This window comes from Sphingomonas citri, assembly GCF_019429485.1.
GTDB classification, from domain to species: domain Bacteria; phylum Pseudomonadota; class Alphaproteobacteria; order Sphingomonadales; family Sphingomonadaceae; genus Sphingomonas; species Sphingomonas citri.
This window is the reverse complement of the sequence record NZ_JAHXZN010000001.1, coordinates 1,636,140-1,651,046: the sequence shown is the minus strand read 5'-3', so window position 1 is coordinate 1,651,046 and position 14,907 is coordinate 1,636,140. Positions and strand designations below refer to the sequence as shown.

At 72.5% G+C, this 14,907-nt stretch carries 16 protein-coding genes; 10 read left to right on the top strand and 6 right to left on the bottom strand.

The features are described from left to right. Nucleotides 1-59: 59 nt before the first annotated feature. Nucleotides 60-488: a DUF2147 domain-containing protein gene (locus tag KZ820_RS07545; protein ID WP_219747925.1), complete on the bottom strand. Its 429-nt coding sequence runs from the start codon at nt 486-488 to the stop codon at nt 60-62. A 24-nt stretch (nt 489-512) separates the two neighbouring features. Here KZ820_RS07545 and KZ820_RS07540 point away from each other — a divergent pair, with 24 nt between their 5' ends. After that, a complete protein-coding gene (locus KZ820_RS07540) occupies nt 513-1,382 on the top strand; it encodes a phosphorylase family protein (protein WP_219747924.1) in 870 nt (289 codons plus the stop codon). A gap of 17 nt (nt 1,383-1,399) precedes the next feature. Here KZ820_RS07540 and KZ820_RS07535 read toward each other — a convergent pair whose 3' ends face one another. After that, complete coding sequence (locus KZ820_RS07535; RefSeq protein WP_219747923.1) at nt 1,400-3,718, bottom strand: TonB-dependent receptor domain-containing protein; 2,319 nt, start codon at nt 3,716-3,718, stop codon at nt 1,400-1,402. A gap of 291 nt (nt 3,719-4,009) precedes the next feature. Here KZ820_RS07535 and KZ820_RS07530 point away from each other — a divergent pair, with 291 nt between their 5' ends. The 3 genes from KZ820_RS07530 to gmk all read left to right on the top strand — a co-directional run bounded on the left by KZ820_RS07530 (nt 4,010) and on the right by gmk (nt 6,398). Then, nucleotides 4,010-4,822: a hypothetical protein gene (locus KZ820_RS07530; RefSeq protein WP_219747922.1), complete on the top strand. Its 813-nt coding sequence runs from the start codon at nt 4,010-4,012 to the stop codon at nt 4,820-4,822. Beyond that, entirely contained in the window at nt 4,813-5,595 is a 783-nt protein-coding gene (locus tag KZ820_RS07525) for a metallophosphoesterase family protein (protein WP_308462155.1), read from the top strand. Before KZ820_RS07530 ends, KZ820_RS07525 begins: the two co-directional genes overlap by 10 nt. 143 nt (nt 5,596-5,738) lie before the next feature. Then, nucleotides 5,739-6,398: a guanylate kinase gene (gene gmk / locus KZ820_RS07520; protein ID WP_183921647.1), complete on the top strand. Its 660-nt coding sequence runs from the start codon at nt 5,739-5,741 to the stop codon at nt 6,396-6,398. Between the two features lie 144 nt (nt 6,399-6,542). Here gmk and KZ820_RS07515 read toward each other — a convergent pair whose 3' ends face one another. From KZ820_RS07515 to KZ820_RS07505, 3 genes are read right to left on the bottom strand one after another with little or no spacing between them, the layout of a single operon-like run. Further along, a complete protein-coding gene (locus KZ820_RS07515) occupies nt 6,543-7,223 on the bottom strand; it encodes an ATP12 family chaperone protein (RefSeq protein WP_219747921.1) in 681 nt (226 codons plus the stop codon). Then, nucleotides 7,220-7,435 (bottom strand): hypothetical protein, encoded by a 216-nt coding sequence (locus KZ820_RS07510; protein ID WP_219748177.1) that lies wholly within the window; start codon nt 7,433-7,435, stop codon nt 7,220-7,222. Before KZ820_RS07510 ends, KZ820_RS07515 begins: the two co-directional genes overlap by 4 nt. Then, entirely contained in the window at nt 7,432-8,088 is a 657-nt protein-coding gene (locus KZ820_RS07505) for an HAD-IA family hydrolase (RefSeq protein ID WP_219747920.1), read from the bottom strand. The genes KZ820_RS07510 and KZ820_RS07505 overlap by 4 nt, the downstream gene beginning before the upstream one ends. Nucleotides 8,089-8,275: 187 nt before the next feature. Between KZ820_RS07505 and KZ820_RS07500 the strand changes: the two genes are divergently transcribed. The 6 genes from KZ820_RS07500 (at nt 8,276) to KZ820_RS07475 (ending at nt 14,440) form a co-directional block, all read left to right on the top strand. Beyond that, entirely contained in the window at nt 8,276-8,482 is a 207-nt protein-coding gene (locus KZ820_RS07500; protein ID WP_219747919.1) for a hypothetical protein, read from the top strand. Between the two features lie 456 nt (nt 8,483-8,938). Then, a complete protein-coding gene (locus KZ820_RS07495; protein WP_219747918.1) occupies nt 8,939-11,746 on the top strand; it encodes a TonB-dependent receptor in 2,808 nt (935 codons plus the stop codon). Nucleotides 11,747-11,833: 87 nt separating this feature from the next. Continuing rightward, a complete protein-coding gene (locus tag KZ820_RS07490; protein WP_219747917.1) occupies nt 11,834-12,622 on the top strand; it encodes a crotonase/enoyl-CoA hydratase family protein in 789 nt (262 codons plus the stop codon). 315 nt (nt 12,623-12,937) lie between these two features. Further along, complete coding sequence (locus KZ820_RS07485) at nt 12,938-13,243, top strand: glycine zipper 2TM domain-containing protein (protein ID WP_183921641.1); 306 nt, start codon at nt 12,938-12,940, stop codon at nt 13,241-13,243. A 107-nt stretch (nt 13,244-13,350) separates the two neighbouring features. After that, on the top strand, nt 13,351-13,779 hold the full coding sequence (locus KZ820_RS07480) for an OsmC family protein (protein ID WP_219747916.1): 429 nt from the start codon (nt 13,351-13,353) through the stop codon (nt 13,777-13,779). Between the two features lie 94 nt (nt 13,780-13,873). Continuing rightward, the gene (locus KZ820_RS07475; protein ID WP_219747915.1) at nt 13,874-14,440 is read left to right on the top strand and encodes a glycine zipper 2TM domain-containing protein; all 567 of its coding nucleotides are present in this window, start codon (nt 13,874-13,876) and stop codon (nt 14,438-14,440) included. Between the two features lie 64 nt (nt 14,441-14,504). On the opposite strand, the gene KZ820_RS07470 is transcribed toward KZ820_RS07475, so the two are convergent. Continuing rightward, nucleotides 14,505-14,726 carry a hypothetical protein gene (locus tag KZ820_RS07470; RefSeq protein ID WP_183928480.1) on the bottom strand — a complete coding sequence of 74 codons (222 nt, stop codon included), beginning with the start codon at nt 14,724-14,726 and terminating at the stop codon, nt 14,505-14,507. Between the last annotated feature and the right edge of the window lie 181 nt (nt 14,727-14,907).

Below are 14,907 nucleotides of genomic sequence, written 5' to 3'. Positions count from 1 at the left end.
TTGCGGCTCCCCAACGCAGCCTAGCCCGGAGAGATGCCGCTAAGCACGCGAAATCGCGTTCATTTTGCCGGCTTCCACACCTGCGTCTGACAGAAGAAGGCGATGCAGCCCTTGACGTTGAGCGTGCCATCGGCGTTGCGCGCGACGATCGACTTGTAGGTCTTGCCATTGCGCGGATCGTAGATCTTGCCGCGCCAGTCCTTGCCCTCGTCGGTGAAGCCCGACAGGATCGGCAGGCCCAGGATCGGGCGGGAGCGCAGCGCCGCGTCGGAGTTGTTGACGTCGGTGTCGGGCGCGCCGGGACGCTTCTTGAGAATGGTGGTGAGCCGGCCGCAGACGCTGCCGTCGCACGGCCCGACCGTTACCACGCCCGCGCCGTCCTCGGTGAGATAGCGTCCTGCGATCGGGGTCGCGGCGTCGGCGATGGAAGGGGCGGTCAGCGCGACCGGGACGAGCAGCGCGAGCGCGGCGAAGAGGGTGGAACGCATGGTCCGGACTATCGAGGAGCAGAGATGAACGCGCAATGGACGATCGGGATCATCGGCGGCTCGGGCCTGTACGCGATCGACGGTCTGGAAGAGGCCGAGTGGCGCGAGGTCGCGACGCCCTGGGGGGCGCCGAGCGACCAGCTCCTGTTCGGCCGGCTCGGCGGCGTCCCGGTGCGGTTCCTGCCGCGTCACGGCCGCGGCCACCGGCTCGCGCCCGGCGACATCCCCGCGCGCGCCAATATCGACGCGCTCAAGCGCGCCGGCTGCACCGACGTGATCGCGCTCTCCTCGGTCGGGTCGCTGCGCGACGAGCTGGCGCCGGGCAGTTTCGTGCTCGTCGACCAGTTCGTCGACCGCACCGTCGCGCGCGCCGCCTCCTTCTTCGGCAGCGGGTTGGTGGCGCATGTCAGCTTCGCCGACCCGTTGTGCCAGCGACTCTCCGCGCTGGCGGCGGCGGCGGTCACCGCGGCGGGCGGGCGCGTGGCCGAGCGCGCCACCTACCTGGCGATGGAAGGGCCGATGTTCTCGACGCGCGCCGAGAGCCGGCTGTACCGCGACTGGGGCTGCGACGTGATCGGCATGACCGCGCTGCCCGAGGCGCGGCTCGCGCGCGAGGCCGAGCTGCCCTACGCGCTGGTCGGCATGGTCACCGACTATGACTCGTGGCGCGACGAGGGGCCCGCGGTCGATCTCGCAGCCGTGGTGGCGCAGGCCGCGGCGAACGGGCGGGTGGCACGCGCGGCCGTGACGGCGCTGGCGTCACTGTTGCCGTCCGAGCGATCCGCCGTGCCCGCCGACACCGCGCTCGACGGCGCGATCTTCACCGCGGCAGCGGCGCGCGACCCCGCGCTGCTCGAGCGCAACGCGGCGATCCTGGCGCGTGTGCTCGGCTGAGCTTGCCTCGGCGCGGCTCAGAACAGCTTGCGCACGCCCAGGCGGATCGAGCGGCCCACCGGGTCGATCAGCCCCGGCTGGAACCGCAGCGGCGTCGCGCCCAGCCCGTCGCGCACCGCGATCCGATCGTCGAACAGGTTCTCGATCGTGAACGACAGCGACAGCCGCTTCGCCCAGGGCCGTGCCACCAGCTTCTCGGCGTCGAGGTTGCCGTACAGCACCAGCCAGTCGCGCCCGGAGAAGCGCAGGTCGGCCGCTGGCAACAGGTCGCGCACCCGCGTCGCGCCTTGCAGTCGCGCGTAGACGCCGAGCGATGCGGGCCCGTAGCTGATCCCCGTATTGCCCTCGACCTCCCAGCGCGGTCGGCCGCCGTTGCCGTCGAGCGTGGCGCCGTCGAGCAGGTCGAGCGCTGGCTGGCCCGGCAGCAGGGTCAGCCGATCCGAGAGCCGCCAGGTCGCGCTGCCCATCACGTACACGCTCGGCCGCGGCTTGGGCGGCGCGGGTGGCGGCGCCTTGGGGTCGGACGTGGCGGGCGGCGCGGGCGGCTTGGGCCCGAGCTCGGTGAAGAGGTTGAGCGTGAACCGCAGCCTGCGCTCGTCCTCCGCCGCCACCGCCGCCGGGCGCAGGTCGAGCCGCACCAGCCGCCCCGCGGCGTCGCGCACGAAGCGGTCGGGGAAGGCGGCCTCGAAGGCGGACGAGCCGCTCACCGGGGTGATGGTGCGGTCACGCGCCTGCGTCACGAGATAGTCGAGCCGCAGGTCGACGCTGCGCTCGGCGAACGGCCGCAGCGCGACCCCGAGCGTGGTGAGGCGGGTGCGCTCGGGTGGCAGCGCGGGGTTGCCGCCGTAGACGGCGTCGACGAAGGCGCTGTCGCCGGTGGCATAATCGAAGACGGGGAGGTTGGGCACGGCCACCAGCGCGCCGGTCAGCGAGGTGATCGGCGGCGCGGTCTGGGAGAGGTTGACCGTGGCGGTCAGCTCCACCGCGCGCGCCGGCTGCCAGGTCGCGCCATAGCTGAGGCTGGTCAGCCGCTCGAACCCGGTTACCCGGTTCACCCCCAGCGTGGCGGTGGCGGCGAGTCGGCCGAGCGGCGCCAGCACGCCCTCGCTCGCCGCCGCGATCGGCAGCACCGCGCCCACGCTCGCGCCCGCGCTGGTGCGCCGCAGCCGCGGCACCGGCGTCGCGAGCAGCGGGAGGTCGGCGGCGGCGCTACCGTCGCTCGTGGCGCGCGCGAGGTCGGCGCTGGTGGTGACTTGCAGCTCGCCCGCGGGCAGGCGCAGCAGCGGGCCGCTCGCGGTCAGCCGGGTGCTGGCAGTGGCGGTGAGCGAGCGCCCGCGGGAGGCGAGCACGCGCGCGCGATCGTCGAGCGCGCGCGCCTGCTCCGCCGTGACGGCCCCGCGGATCCGCTCGTACCCGCCCGTCGCGTCCCAGATCCACCGCCCCGCGCTGCCGTGCAGCCCGGCGCTGCCGCGCAGCGTCAGCGCGGTGTCGCGCTGGCGCAGCGACGTGCCGGGGAGATAGCGGCCGGGCACCGGCTCGTCCTCGCCGAGCAGCGGGGCGAGGCCGTTGCGACGCAGGTTGCGGGCCGCCTCCATCGTCAGGTTGAGGTCGGCGTCGAGCTTAGCCGCGATCGGCCGCGCGGCGGTGGCGTCGACCTTCACCGTGTCGGTCAGCGGCTGGAGCGTACGCCCGGCGCCGACGTCGACGCTGCCGCCGCCGAGCAGCGGGACCGGCTCGGGCGCGATCGCGCGCTGCGACTGGCGCACCGGCAGCTGGCGGAAGTGCGAGACCTGAAGCGTCGCGCGGCGCGACTGGTCGATCCGCGTCGCGGTGGCCTCGGCATATTGCGTCGCGCCGCCGCCGCGCGTGGTGGGCCCGGCGAGCTGCTGCACCACGGTGGAGCGGAAATGCTTGGCGGTGATCAGGTTCAGCACGCGGGCGGTGGGTGGGTAGCCGAAGCGCGCGGCGTCCTGCTCGGGCAGGATCTCGGCCTTCTCGATCGCCTCGGGCGGGATCGACTGGATCTGCGCGACGCCGTTGATCCGCCGGCCGTTGAGCAGGATCACCGGCTCGGCGCCGCCGACTCCGGCGGTGAGCGGGCGGAGCCGATCGAGCACTTCCTTGAGCCCGGTAACCCCGAGCGAGCGCAGCGCGCGCTGGTCGAGCACCGCGATGGGCTCGTTGCTGCCGATCGCCGAGCCGGGCGGCCGCCGCGCCGCGACGACGACGTCGGGCTCGGCCGTCACGGGCGGCGCGTCCGCGCGTTCCTGCGCCATCGCGGGGGTTGGGAGTGCGGCCGCGCCCAGCATCAGCATCGTCATCCGCTCGCCCGGCATCCGCGTCGCTCCGTTCGCCCGCGCGCAGCCAAGCCGCCAAAGCGCGCCGGATCGCAGCCGGAGCGTGGCGGAAACAAGGCTTCCGCCAGAATGGGGGAGATTGGGGGGGGTGGGCAGCTTCTCGCCGGAACCGATAGGATCTCACGCCCAACCGCGGATACGCCTACGATCAAAGCGATGTTTGAGGGAGAGCCAAGAGGCCGTGGCGATGGACCGCCCCGCGACGGTGCGATCGGATGACCCCACCCGCATACAGCGTCGGTTCAGTGGCATGCGGGCAGGAACGGCGCCATGACTGACCCAGACCGTATCGCTGGCCGCGACGTGGCCAAGGACATGGCCGCGCTGTTCGGGCCGGGGGTCCGACCCGCACCCGCGTCCCCACCGCGGCCGTTGCCGGTGCGATCGACGCGGCGCGTTCGCTCGCTCGCGCTCGGCGCGGCCGGGCTGGCGGTGGCGGTGACCGCGGGGGTGCTCGCCGGGACCAGCGCGGTCGGGCCGGTGGTCCCGCCGCCTGGCGCCACCGCGCCGGTGCACGCCGGCGCGCGCGTCGCTCCGACGACGGGGGCGTCGGCCGCGACGCTGCCGGTCGCCCCGCCCGCGACCGCGCTCGCCGCCGCGCCCGAGCCGGCGCCGTTCGTCACCGACCCCGCGCGCCCTGCAGAACCGGCTCCCATGGCCGATGCCGACGCGCCGACCGTGGCGCGCGCCAGCGCCGCGCCCGTCGCACCGCGCTACACGGCATCGCCGCGGTCCGCCGCGCCGACGCGCTTCGCCGCGGCGCCGCGCGTGCCCGCCGCGCCGAGCGCGCGACCCGCGGCGCTGCGCGGCGAGCGCTGCCTCGACGACCCCTATTGCGCGGCCGAGCGGCTCTACGAGGCCGACGGCGACGTCGCCGGCGCTTATGCCGAGGCGACCCAGGCGGGGGTGAGCGCGCGGCTGCTGCGCGACTATCGCGGCGAGTGGCTGCGCGCGCGTCGCGTCGGGCGCGACCGGCCGCGCGAGGCGCTGCGCGTCTACGGCATGATCGCCGCCGACCTCCACATGCTCGCCAGCGACCCGGGCGAGGATACGCGCGGGGACGAGCGGAGCACGTGGCGCTGATCACGCTGCGCCACGAGCGCCACGCCGCTCCAGCGGGCGCGCGCGCCGGCGACCGGCCGCTCTACGCGATCGGCGACGTCCACGGCTGCTACGACCATCTCCACGCCCTGCTCGCCTGGGTCGCGCGCGACGCGGGCGAGCGCTCGCCCGGTCTCGCCCCGGTGCTGGTGCTGCTGGGCGACTATGTCGACCGCGGCCCCGACTCGGCCAAGGTGCTCGCCGCGCTGGCGTGGCTGGCGCGCTCCAGCGCGATCACCGCGCGGCTGCTCGAGGGCAACCACGAGGCGATGTTCCGCCTGTTCATGGAGCGGCCCGCGGCGCACGGCCAGTGGCTGCGCTACGGCGGCTCGGAGACGCTGCGCTCCTACGGCGTCGAGCCCCCGGCGGAGGAGGAGCCCGGCGCCGCCGCGCTCACCGCGCTGCGCGACCGCCTGTTCGACGTCATGCCGGTGGCGCACTTCCGCCTGCTCGAGCGGCTCGAGCCGATGGTGCGCGTCGGCGACTATACCTTTGTCCATGCCGGGGTGCGGCCGGGCGTGTCGCTGCGCGCGCAGCAGCGCGACGACCTGCTGTGGATCCGCGACGATTTCCTCGAGCATCCGCGCCCCGCCGAGACGATCGTGGTGCACGGCCATACCTGGGCGAGCGAGCGGCCGGTGCTGCTGCCGCACCGGATCGGGCTCGACACCGGCGCCTATGAGACCGGCGTGCTCACCGCGCTGCGGATCGACCGAGAGGGGCTGGCGGTCGTCCAGGCGGTCGCCGCCGGCTAGACAGGGTCGACCGCGAACGCCTCATGCCCCGGCGCCTGCCGGAGCATGCTGCCTCTACGATGACGCGGGGTGAAGCTCTAAGCCCCTGGCGCGCCCGGACGCTTTGCCTTGACGCGCCGCGACCCCGCGGGGCATCAGCCGGCATGGATTCCGCCACCCCCGCCGACCCGCACCATATGAAGCGCCGCGGCGTGCTGTTCGTCCTCTCCTCGCCCTCGGGCGCGGGCAAGTCGACGATCGCGCGGATGCTGCTGGCGAGCGAGCCCGAGCTGTCGCTGTCGGTCTCCGCCACCACGCGCGCGATGCGGCGCGGCGAGGAGGACGGGCGCGACTATCATTTCGTCTCGCTCGACCGCTTCCGCGAGATGGCGTCCAACCACGAGTTCCTGGAATGGGCGCACGTGTTCGACCAGCGCTACGGCACGCCGCGCGCGCCGGTGGAGGCGATGCTGGCGGCGGGCAAGGACGTGCTGTTCGACATCGACTGGCAGGGCGCGCAGCAGCTCCACCAGATCGCGGGCGGCGACGTGGTGCGCGTCTTCATCCTGCCGCCATCGATGGAGGAACTGCGCCGCCGGCTCGAGGGCCGCGCCACCGACGCGCAGGAGATCATCGACCGCCGCATGGCGCGCGCCGACGCCGAGATCAGTCACTGGGACGGCTATGACTATGTCCTGGTCAACGACGAGGTCGAGAGCTGCTTCGCCAAGGTGAAGACGATCCTGGCGGCGGAGCGGCTCAAGCGCTCGCGCCAGACCGGGCTGATCGGCTTCATCCGCAAGCTGCGCACGCCGGCGGGGTGAGGGGCGCGGGCGGGCGCGTTGTAGCGTATCCGCCGTCCGAGGGCTCGTGCTCCTGCGCACGCAGGAGCCGAGGGTCGCGTGCGTGACCTCGTGGTCCTGGCTTCGGCGTTCGCCGGAGCACGATCACTCGTCGGCCGACTGCGTCTACAGCGCCGCGAGGAACGCCACCCCCGCGTCATAATCGCGCCGACGCGCCTCGGTCGCCGCCACCGCGAGCGGGTCCTCGCCCCAATGCTCCGCCTGCCAGCGCTCGTCGAGCGTGGCGGCGTCCCACAGCGCGTCCGCACTCACCGCGCCCTCGGCGAGTGCGAGCGCGCCCACCAACGTGCCCGTCACCGTCACGATCGGTGACAGCCCGGCGAGCGCGAAGGGGTCGCGGCTCGTCACCGCCTCGCTCAGCCGCGCCACCGTCGCCGCCGGTTGCGCGCGGTGCATCACGCCGGTGATCAGTTCAAAGTGGACGTCGTAACGCTCGCGCGCCCAGGCGAGCAGCGGGTCCCAAGCGGCGGCCTGGCGCGCGATCAAGGCGGCGGGAGCGTCGGCGCGATAGCAGAGCAGGTCGCTCTCGGCATAGCGCGCCAGGCCCGCGGCGAAGCCTTCGCGCGCGGGCGCGATCCGGTCGATCGCGGCGTTGGCGAGCCCGGTCAGCGGCATCGCGCGCGGGTCGAGCGTCTCCCCCACCGCGCGCCACTCGTCCGCGATCAGCGCGGCGAGCGCGGCGCTCGGCAGCGCCAGCGCCACGCGGCCCGGGGTGCGCACCGGCCGATCGTCGAGCCGCACGACGCGCTCGGCGTCGACCGCCACCTCGCGCCAGAAGCGCCTCACCGCTCGCTCCGCCAGCGTGCCGCGAGCGAGCGCGGCACCGTCGCCATCACCCATAGGGCCGAGAGCACGATCGCGACGCCGAGCAGCCGCGTCGGCAGAGTCTCGGCGCGGCCGAGCAGCACCACGCCGAGGATCGCGCCGAAGCTCGTCGCCAGCCGTACCCCCGCGATGGCGAACCAGCGCGCGAAGGCGGGGTCGCGCGGCGCGCTCACGCGCAGCACCCGGCGAGTTCGTCGCAGCGCCGCGCCACCGCGACGGCGCCCGCCGCCCACAGCGCCTCCTCGCGGTGATAGCCCCAGGTCACGCCGATCGCGCGCACGCCCGCGGCGCGTGCCATCGCCATGTCGAAGCTGGTGTCGCCGATCATCACCGTCATATGGGGCGCCGCCCCGGCCTGCGCCATCGCTTCGTGGAGCATCGACGGGTGCGGCTTGGACGGGTGGCGGTCGGCGGTCTGCAGCGTGACGAAGCGCTCGGTCAGCCCGTGATGCGCGAGCAGCAGCGCGAGCCCGCGATCGGACTTGCCGGTGGCGACGCCGAGCCGCCAGCCCGCGGCCGCGAACGTGTCGAGCGCCTCGACCAGCCCGTCGTACAGCGGCTCGGGGTCGAGCGCCGCTTCGGCGCGCATGCGCTGGAAGGCGGCCTTGTAGTCGGCGGCGAGCGCGGCATGCCGGTCCGCGCCGGCGGCGGGCGCGAGTACCGCCATCGCCTCGATCAGGCTGAGCCCGACGATGCCGCGGATCGACTCGCGCGCGGGCGCGGGGAGGCCGTTGCCGGCGAAGGCCGCCTCCATCGCGCGGCAGATATTGGCCTGGCTGTCGACGAGCGTGCCGTCGCAGTCGAACACGGCGAGACGTGGGGACATGAGCGCGCGCTTAGGACGATGGACCGGCCAGCGCCAGCCTGGTTCATGCTGCGGCGCAGCGGCGAGGCGTGCGTGTCGCGCGGCGGGGTGCGCGTTAACCCCTTCGTAGGAGGGAACGAATATGGTTAAGCCGGCGCGGGCGTCGGGGGGCGGCCGCGTGGATGAGCGATCACGAGGGTGTTGGGGAATGCTGGAAGCCGTTGCACTGACCTATGGCATGCTGCTGAGCTTCGTGCTCTCGGGCGCGTCGCACAATCGCCGGCTGGCGCGGCCGAACCCGGCGGTGCTGACCTACGTGGGCTATGTCCTGTTCGGCGCGACCTGCGCGCTGACTGCCGCGTTGTCGCTCTATGCCGCCTGGGGACTGGCGACCGGGCAGACGCTCTCGGTCTGACCGGGGCCCGGCGGGTCGCGCTCCGACGCTCGCGCGAGCGGGGTTGAAGCCCGGGACTATCGCAGTGGCGGGAAGATGTTCTTCTCGTAGAGGTCGAGTGGCGACTGCCCGCCCGTTCAGGTGAGCGGGCGGGGGTGAGGGGCGTCCGCGAGCGCGGCGCTCCCGGTTACGCCCCGCCCCAACCTCTCCCTTAAAGGAGGGCTGCACCTCGCGTGCTAGCAAGACTTGTGTTGCGGCGCGTAGCAGAGATGACCCGGAACGGAGAATAAATCTCGTAACGGGTTGCTATGTACAAGTAATCGCGAGGCTTCGCTAAGTTCTCGCGGGCGTCACAGAAAATCTATCTTCGATCATCTCGCGCCGTTCTTATCATCGGTGCGGGAGAGGGCGTTCAGTCCCTGTCGGCGATCCTCGTCGCGCGCGAGCGATCGTCCGCGAGATCGAGGAGTCGCTGCGATGTCTTTCTACCCTTCTCTCGGTATCGCTCAAGCCGGGTTCCGGCGGCGCTGGCTGGCGCTGCTGCTCGCCGGCGTGGCGCCGCTGCTGCCCCTGCCCGTCGCGGCTCAGGAAGCCGAGGCGCTGCGCCTGCGCAACGCGGCGCTCCAGGACGAGGTGGCGCAATTGCGGGCGGCGCTCGCGCGGTCCGGCGTCACGGCACCGGACTCGTCAGCAGTCGCCGCCGTCAGTCCCGCACCCGCCGCCACGCCAAGCGACGCCCGCGGCGACCGCGGGCTGGACGACGCGATCACCGTCACCGCGGTGCGGCTAAAGGACGCACCGCGCTCCACCTCGGCGATCACGGGGGAGGAGCTGGAGAAGTTCCAGGTCAACAACTTCCGCGACATCGTCAATCGCATCGGCAACGTGCGCACGTCGTGGAACAACCCCAATACCGCGTCGATCTTCATCCGCGGCGTCGGCTGGGCCGCGGGCGCGGGCGTGCTCGAACCCAGCGTCGGCGTTGCGGTGGACGACGTCAGCCACGGCATCAGCGCGATCTCGGCGCTGAGCAACTACCTCGACGTCGAGACGGTCGAAGTGGTGCGCGGGCCGACCGGCAGCGACGGGCTGCGCGCGACCGATGCGGGGCGGGTGGTGATCCGCACGCGCAAGCCGAGCTTCACGCCCGAGGCGGAGGCCGCGGTCACCGTCGGCCAGCGCAACACTCTGGTCGCGACCGCGGTCCTCGGCGGACCGATCGTGGACGACCTGCTGGCCTATCGCGTCTCGATAAATCGCGAGCAGGCGGACGGCCCCTACAAGAACCGCAACGACACGCATTTCACGTGGCGCAACACCGATCGCACCAGCGTGCGCGCGCAGCTGCTGGTGACGCCCGCGCCCGCGATCGAGGCGCGGCTGATCGCGGACGTCACCCCCACCAACCGCGAGATCTGCGAGAATTGCTTCGCCTTCAACCTGGTGTCGCCGCCGACCTATGACTGGATCGATCCCGCCACGGGCCGACCGGCGGCGGTGAACTACGCCAACGAGGACACCGGCCATCTCGAGCGACGCTGGTTCCGCCAGCGCGGCGACTATTCGGTGCGCGACTTCACCGCCAAGGCGATCAACACCATCGGCGAATATCCCAACACCTATGCCACCAAGGGCGCCTCCGGCGACATCCGGCTGACGCTCGCACCCGACACGGTGCTGCGCTCGATCACGGCGTGGCGCAACTATTCCTTCTCGCAGGGCGCCGGCTCGCACACGCAGTTCGAATGGCTGCGCGCACCGCGCGGCACGCAGACGTCTTTCGAGCAGTGGAGCCAGGAGCTGCGGCTCGACGCCCGCCCGCTCAAGGAGCTGAGCTACCGCGGCGGCCTGTTCGCCTATCGCGGGCTGTTTCCGAACTACAGCCAGACCGAACGCTACGGCTCCGACGCCGGCGCCTGGTACGCCAGCCCCGCGCAATATGCGCTGCTCGACCCGGTCGACCCCGCGCTGCCCGACGCGGTCGACCCGGCCGGGCGCGGGCTGCTGCTCAACGCCGCCGACGCGCTGATCACTAAGCGGCAGGAGCGCTACCTCAACCGCACGCTCGCGGCCTATTCGCACCTCAGCTGGGACGCGACGGCGCGGCTCACGCTCGACGCCGGCGCGCGGGTGTCGCGCGAGACGCGGCACAGCCGCGCGCGCAGCTTCATCCAGTCCGAGGGGTTCGCCGCCGAGCTCGACCCCGCGCGGGTCAACGACGTGGTGCTCGGCGGCTTCGACAGCGACGAGAACGGCGCGCTGACCGCGAACAATGACGCCGCGCAGCACGCGCTGGCCGACCGCACCGCGCAGAAATACTTCCACGTCGCCCGCTATGCCGATCTGACCGACGCGCAGCGCGCGCAGCTCGGTGCCGCAAAAGGGGTACGCGCCGCGCGACTGGGCGCGCTCTACCGGCGGAGCGAGGCCGAGCCGTATCGCGGCACGCTCGTCACGGGCGATCTCGCGGCGAGCTACAAGCTGACGTCCGAGCACACGATCGTGGCCTCCTATCGCCACGGCGCGAAGCCGGGCGTGGCGCAGATCGTCGGCGCGACGGTGGCGGGCGGTACCTCGCTGCCGGTGGCGGCCGAGCGGGTCGACGCCTATGAGCTAGGCGTGCGCACGATCGCGCTGGCGCACAAGCTCCAGGCGAGCGTCACCGGCTTCCGCGAGGACTTCGCCGACTATATCCAGCCGACCTTCGTCTACGACCCGGTGCAGAGCGCGCTCAACGGCGACGGCCACCCGGCCTATCGCGCCGCGCTGGGCAACGTGCCGCGCGTGCGCAGCCAGGGGGTCGAGCTGGACCTGGCGCTGTTCGCCATCCCCTATACGACGCTGCGGTTCGCCGGGGCCTATACCGACGCGCGCTACCGCTCGTTCCCGCGCGCGCCCAACCCGGGCGAGCTGGGCGGGGACAATCCCGCCGGCCCCTATCACGACGCCAGCGGCAGCGCCTTGCCGGGCGCGCCGCGGTGGAGCGGCAACCTGTTCGGCGACTGGTCCTATCCGGTCGCGCCGGGGCGCGTGCTCCACGTCGACGTGAACCATAACGTCCAGAGCGGCTATCTCGCCGACACGACCTTGTCGCGCTACACGAGGACGCACGCCTGGGGGATCACCGACGTCTCGGCCGGGCTGGGCCTGGGCGACGGGCGCTTCGACGTCGCGCTGCTGGTGCGCAACCTGTTCGACGTCGACAACAGCCTGCAACCGTCGTGGAACCAGTACAAGCCCGGCATCCCGCGCTGGGTCGGGGTGCAGCTGCGCGGGTCGCTGTGAGCGGGCGATGCGCCGATCCCCTGTTGACACCGGCCGCCGCGCGGCCGTTCCTCGCGCGGTAAGGCGAGGTGCGCGATCGGAGGCGGGATGGACGAGCGGGTGACGATCGCGCTGGAGGACGGCGTCGCCGACGTGCGGCTCGCGCGCGCCGACAAGATGAACGCGCTCGACCCGGCGATGTTCGCCGCGCTGGCGGCGGCGATCGACCGGCTCGCGGGCGAACCGGGCTTGCGCGCGGTGGTGCTCTCGGGCGAGGGGCGCGGCTTCTGCGCCGGGCTCGACATGGCGGCGATGGCGGCGGGCGGCTCGGGGCTCGCGCTGGGCGAGCGCACGCGCGGCGCGAGCAACGACGTGCAATATGTCTGCACCGGCTGGCGCGCGCTGCCGGTGCCGGTGATCGCCGCCGCGCACGGCGTCGCCTTCGGCGGCGGCTGCCAGCTGCTCGCCGGCGCCGACGTGCGGGTCGCGCATCCCGACACGCGGCTGGCGATCCGCGAGGTGCACTGGGGGCTGGTGCCCGACATGGGGGGCTATGCCCTGTGGCGCGGCAGCGTGCGCGAGGACGTGCTGCGCGAGTTGGTCTATACCGCGCGCGAGCTCGACGCCGCCGAGGCGCAGGCGTGCGGGCTGGTCACCTATCTCGATCCGGAACCGCGCGAGCGCGCGCTGGCGATCGCGCGCGCCATCGCGGCGCGCAGCCCCGACGCGGTGCGCGCCGCCAAGCGGCTGTTCGCGCTCGCCGCCGACGCCGACGCGCCCGCGATCCTCGCCGCCGAGAGCGCGGCGCAGCTGGCATTGCTGCGCTCGCCCAACCAGGCCGAGGCGGTGCGCGCCAACGTGGAGAAACGCGCGCCGCGGTTCAGCGATGAGGGATGAGGAGTCTGCGCTCCCCTTCCTGCCGTCATGCTGAACTCGTCTCAGGATCCAGGATGCCCGTACCCAGAAGCCGCCGCGCCTGCCGGACAGTGAGTCCTGAAACGAGTTCAAAATGACGGTGGAGTGTGGGGGGGCGGCTTGATCCCTATTTCGTCCGGCCCCGGCCCCGGCCCCGCCTTCCGTCGCCCCGCTTTCGCCGCCCCGCCGCGGGACGCGTGCAACACCATGAACGCCACGTTGTTCCCGGTTCATGCAACCGCGCTAGAAGCGACACGTTACGTCGCCAACACGAATTTCGAACGGGAGAATGAAGTCATGCGTAAGCTGATGCTGGCCTTCGGTGCCGCTGCGATGGTCGCGCCGACGCTCGTCGCCACCACCGTCGATGCCGACGCGCAGCGCCGGTACAAGTATCGCGAGTGGCGCGGCAACGACGGTCGCCTGCGCTGCCGCAAGCCCGACGGCACCACCGGCCTGGTGGTCGGCGCGGTGGCGGGCGGTCTGCTCGGCCGCACCATCGATTCGCGCGGCGACCGCACGCTCGGCACCGTGCTGGGCGGCGTCGGCGGCGCGCTCGCCGGCCGCGAGATCGAGCGCAGCGGCAAGCGCCAGTGCCGCTGAGACCACGCCACGGTTGAGCCTTTCGGCTTGACCAACGTTGGAGGAGGCGCGGTCCGCGAGTGCGGGCCGCGCCTTTCTTTTTACGGCCCCCAACGGGAGAGTGACTCATGCCTACGCGCGGTGGTTCGGCACGCTACGAAGGTCTCGGCAAGGAGGGGAAGGGCTGGACCTCGACCCAGTCCAAGGCGCTCGACGAGCAGCCCTATGGCTTCGGCACGCGCTTCGGCGACGAGCCCGGCACCAATCCCGAGGAGCTGATCGCGGCGGCGCACGCCAGCTGCTTCACCATGGCGCTGAGCTTCGCGCTCGCCGGTGCGGGCTACAGCGACGGCACGCTCGAGACGAGCGCGCGGGTGACCGTCGACAAGGACGGAGACGGCTTCACCATCACCTCCTCCAAGCTCGACCTCACCGCCAAGGTCCCCGGCATCGCGCCCGACGAGTTCGAGCGCATCGCCGAGGACGCCAAAGCAAATTGCCCTGTTTCCAAAGTGTTGAACGCAGAAGTGACGCTCACGCACAAGTTGGAGTCGTAAGTGTCTCTGAAGTGAACAAGAGGTAGTTTCCCGTTCACGCAACCGGGGCGCGGCGGCGCCGTTCATGCGACATCACTCTGTAGGGAGATCAGTGATGCGTATCATCCTCGCCGCCGCGCTCGCCGCCACCACCTTGGCCAGCGTCCCCGCCGCGGCCGCGCCGCAGGACCCGCGCCGCGCCAACCGCGAGTATCGCGACGATATCCGCGACGCGCGCCAGGAATATCGCGAGGACCTTCGCGACGCCGACTCGCGCCGCGACGTGCGCGACGCGCGCCGGGAGTATCGTGACAACGTCCGCGACGCGCGACGCGACCGCAACGATCGGGTGCGCGACTGGCGCCGCTCGGCGCGCTACGATTACAACCGGTTCGAGCCGGGGCAGCGCGCCTATTACGCCGACCGCTATTATCGCGACGGGCGCTATTATCGCGCCCGCGCGCTCGGCCGCAACGACCGCATCTATCGCGGCTCGGACAATCGCTATTACTGCCGCCGCAACGATGGCACGACCGGGCTGATCGTCGGCGGCCTCGCCGGCGGTGCGCTGGGCAACATCATCGCAGGCGGCGGGTCGCGCCTGCTCGGCACCGTGATCGGCGCGGGCGGCGGCGCGCTGCTCGGCCAGCAGGTCGATCGCGGCCAGGTGGTCTGCCGCTGAGGCTTCTCGCGTTCAGTGATGCGTACGGGCGGGCCCCGGCAGCGATGCCGGGGCCCGTATCGCGTCAGATGATCCCGCCGCCGAGCATCAGCCGCAGCCCGAAGATCAGGATCAGCACGAGGTTGAGGTTGCGCCCGGTGTTGCGCGACGACAGCGCGCCGACCGCGGCGCCGACCACCGCGATCGGGATGACGAACCAATAGCCCCAAGCGAGGAACGGCAGGAACGGCACGATGCCGAGCAGCAGCGCGACGAGGCCGATCAGGATCGAGAACAGGTTGAGCATTTCCGCAAGATGGCGAGAGCAGAGGTGTATTGCAAGGGTGAGACGGTGACGGGCGTACCCGGGGTGGCGCGAGGCGACGGGTCGGGCGATTGTCCCGCTGCCCGATGACTGGCGTCGCACCCCGAAGTCACACCGTCATCGCTGTGAAGGCAGGGATCAAGACGCGCGGACGTCGCGCATA

Coding starts and splice junctions, on each gene's coding strand:
- KZ820_RS07545 (WP_219747925.1), bottom strand. CDS start 488: ATGCGTTCCACCCTCTTCGCCGCGCTCGCGCTGCTCGTCCCGGTCGCG.
- KZ820_RS07540 (WP_219747924.1), top strand. CDS start 513: ATGAACGCGCAATGGACGATCGGGATCATCGGCGGCTCGGGCCTGTAC.
- KZ820_RS07535 (WP_219747923.1), bottom strand. CDS start 3,718: ATGCCGGGCGAGCGGATGACGATGCTGATGCTGGGCGCGGCCGCACTC.
- KZ820_RS07530 (WP_219747922.1), top strand. CDS start 4,010: ATGACTGACCCAGACCGTATCGCTGGCCGCGACGTGGCCAAGGACATG.
- gmk (WP_183921647.1), top strand. CDS start 5,739: ATGGATTCCGCCACCCCCGCCGACCCGCACCATATGAAGCGCCGCGGC.
- KZ820_RS07505 (WP_219747920.1), bottom strand. CDS start 8,088: ATGTCCCCACGTCTCGCCGTGTTCGACTGCGACGGCACGCTCGTCGAC.
- KZ820_RS07500 (WP_219747919.1), top strand. CDS start 8,276: ATGCTGGAAGCCGTTGCACTGACCTATGGCATGCTGCTGAGCTTCGTG.
- KZ820_RS07495 (WP_219747918.1), top strand. CDS start 8,939: ATGTCTTTCTACCCTTCTCTCGGTATCGCTCAAGCCGGGTTCCGGCGG.
- KZ820_RS07490 (WP_219747917.1), top strand. CDS start 11,834: ATGGACGAGCGGGTGACGATCGCGCTGGAGGACGGCGTCGCCGACGTG.
- KZ820_RS07485 (WP_183921641.1), top strand. CDS start 12,938: ATGCGTAAGCTGATGCTGGCCTTCGGTGCCGCTGCGATGGTCGCGCCG.
- KZ820_RS07480 (WP_219747916.1), top strand. CDS start 13,351: ATGCCTACGCGCGGTGGTTCGGCACGCTACGAAGGTCTCGGCAAGGAG.
- KZ820_RS07475 (WP_219747915.1), top strand. CDS start 13,874: ATGCGTATCATCCTCGCCGCCGCGCTCGCCGCCACCACCTTGGCCAGC.
- KZ820_RS07470 (WP_183928480.1), bottom strand. CDS start 14,726: ATGCTCAACCTGTTCTCGATCCTGATCGGCCTCGTCGCGCTGCTGCTC.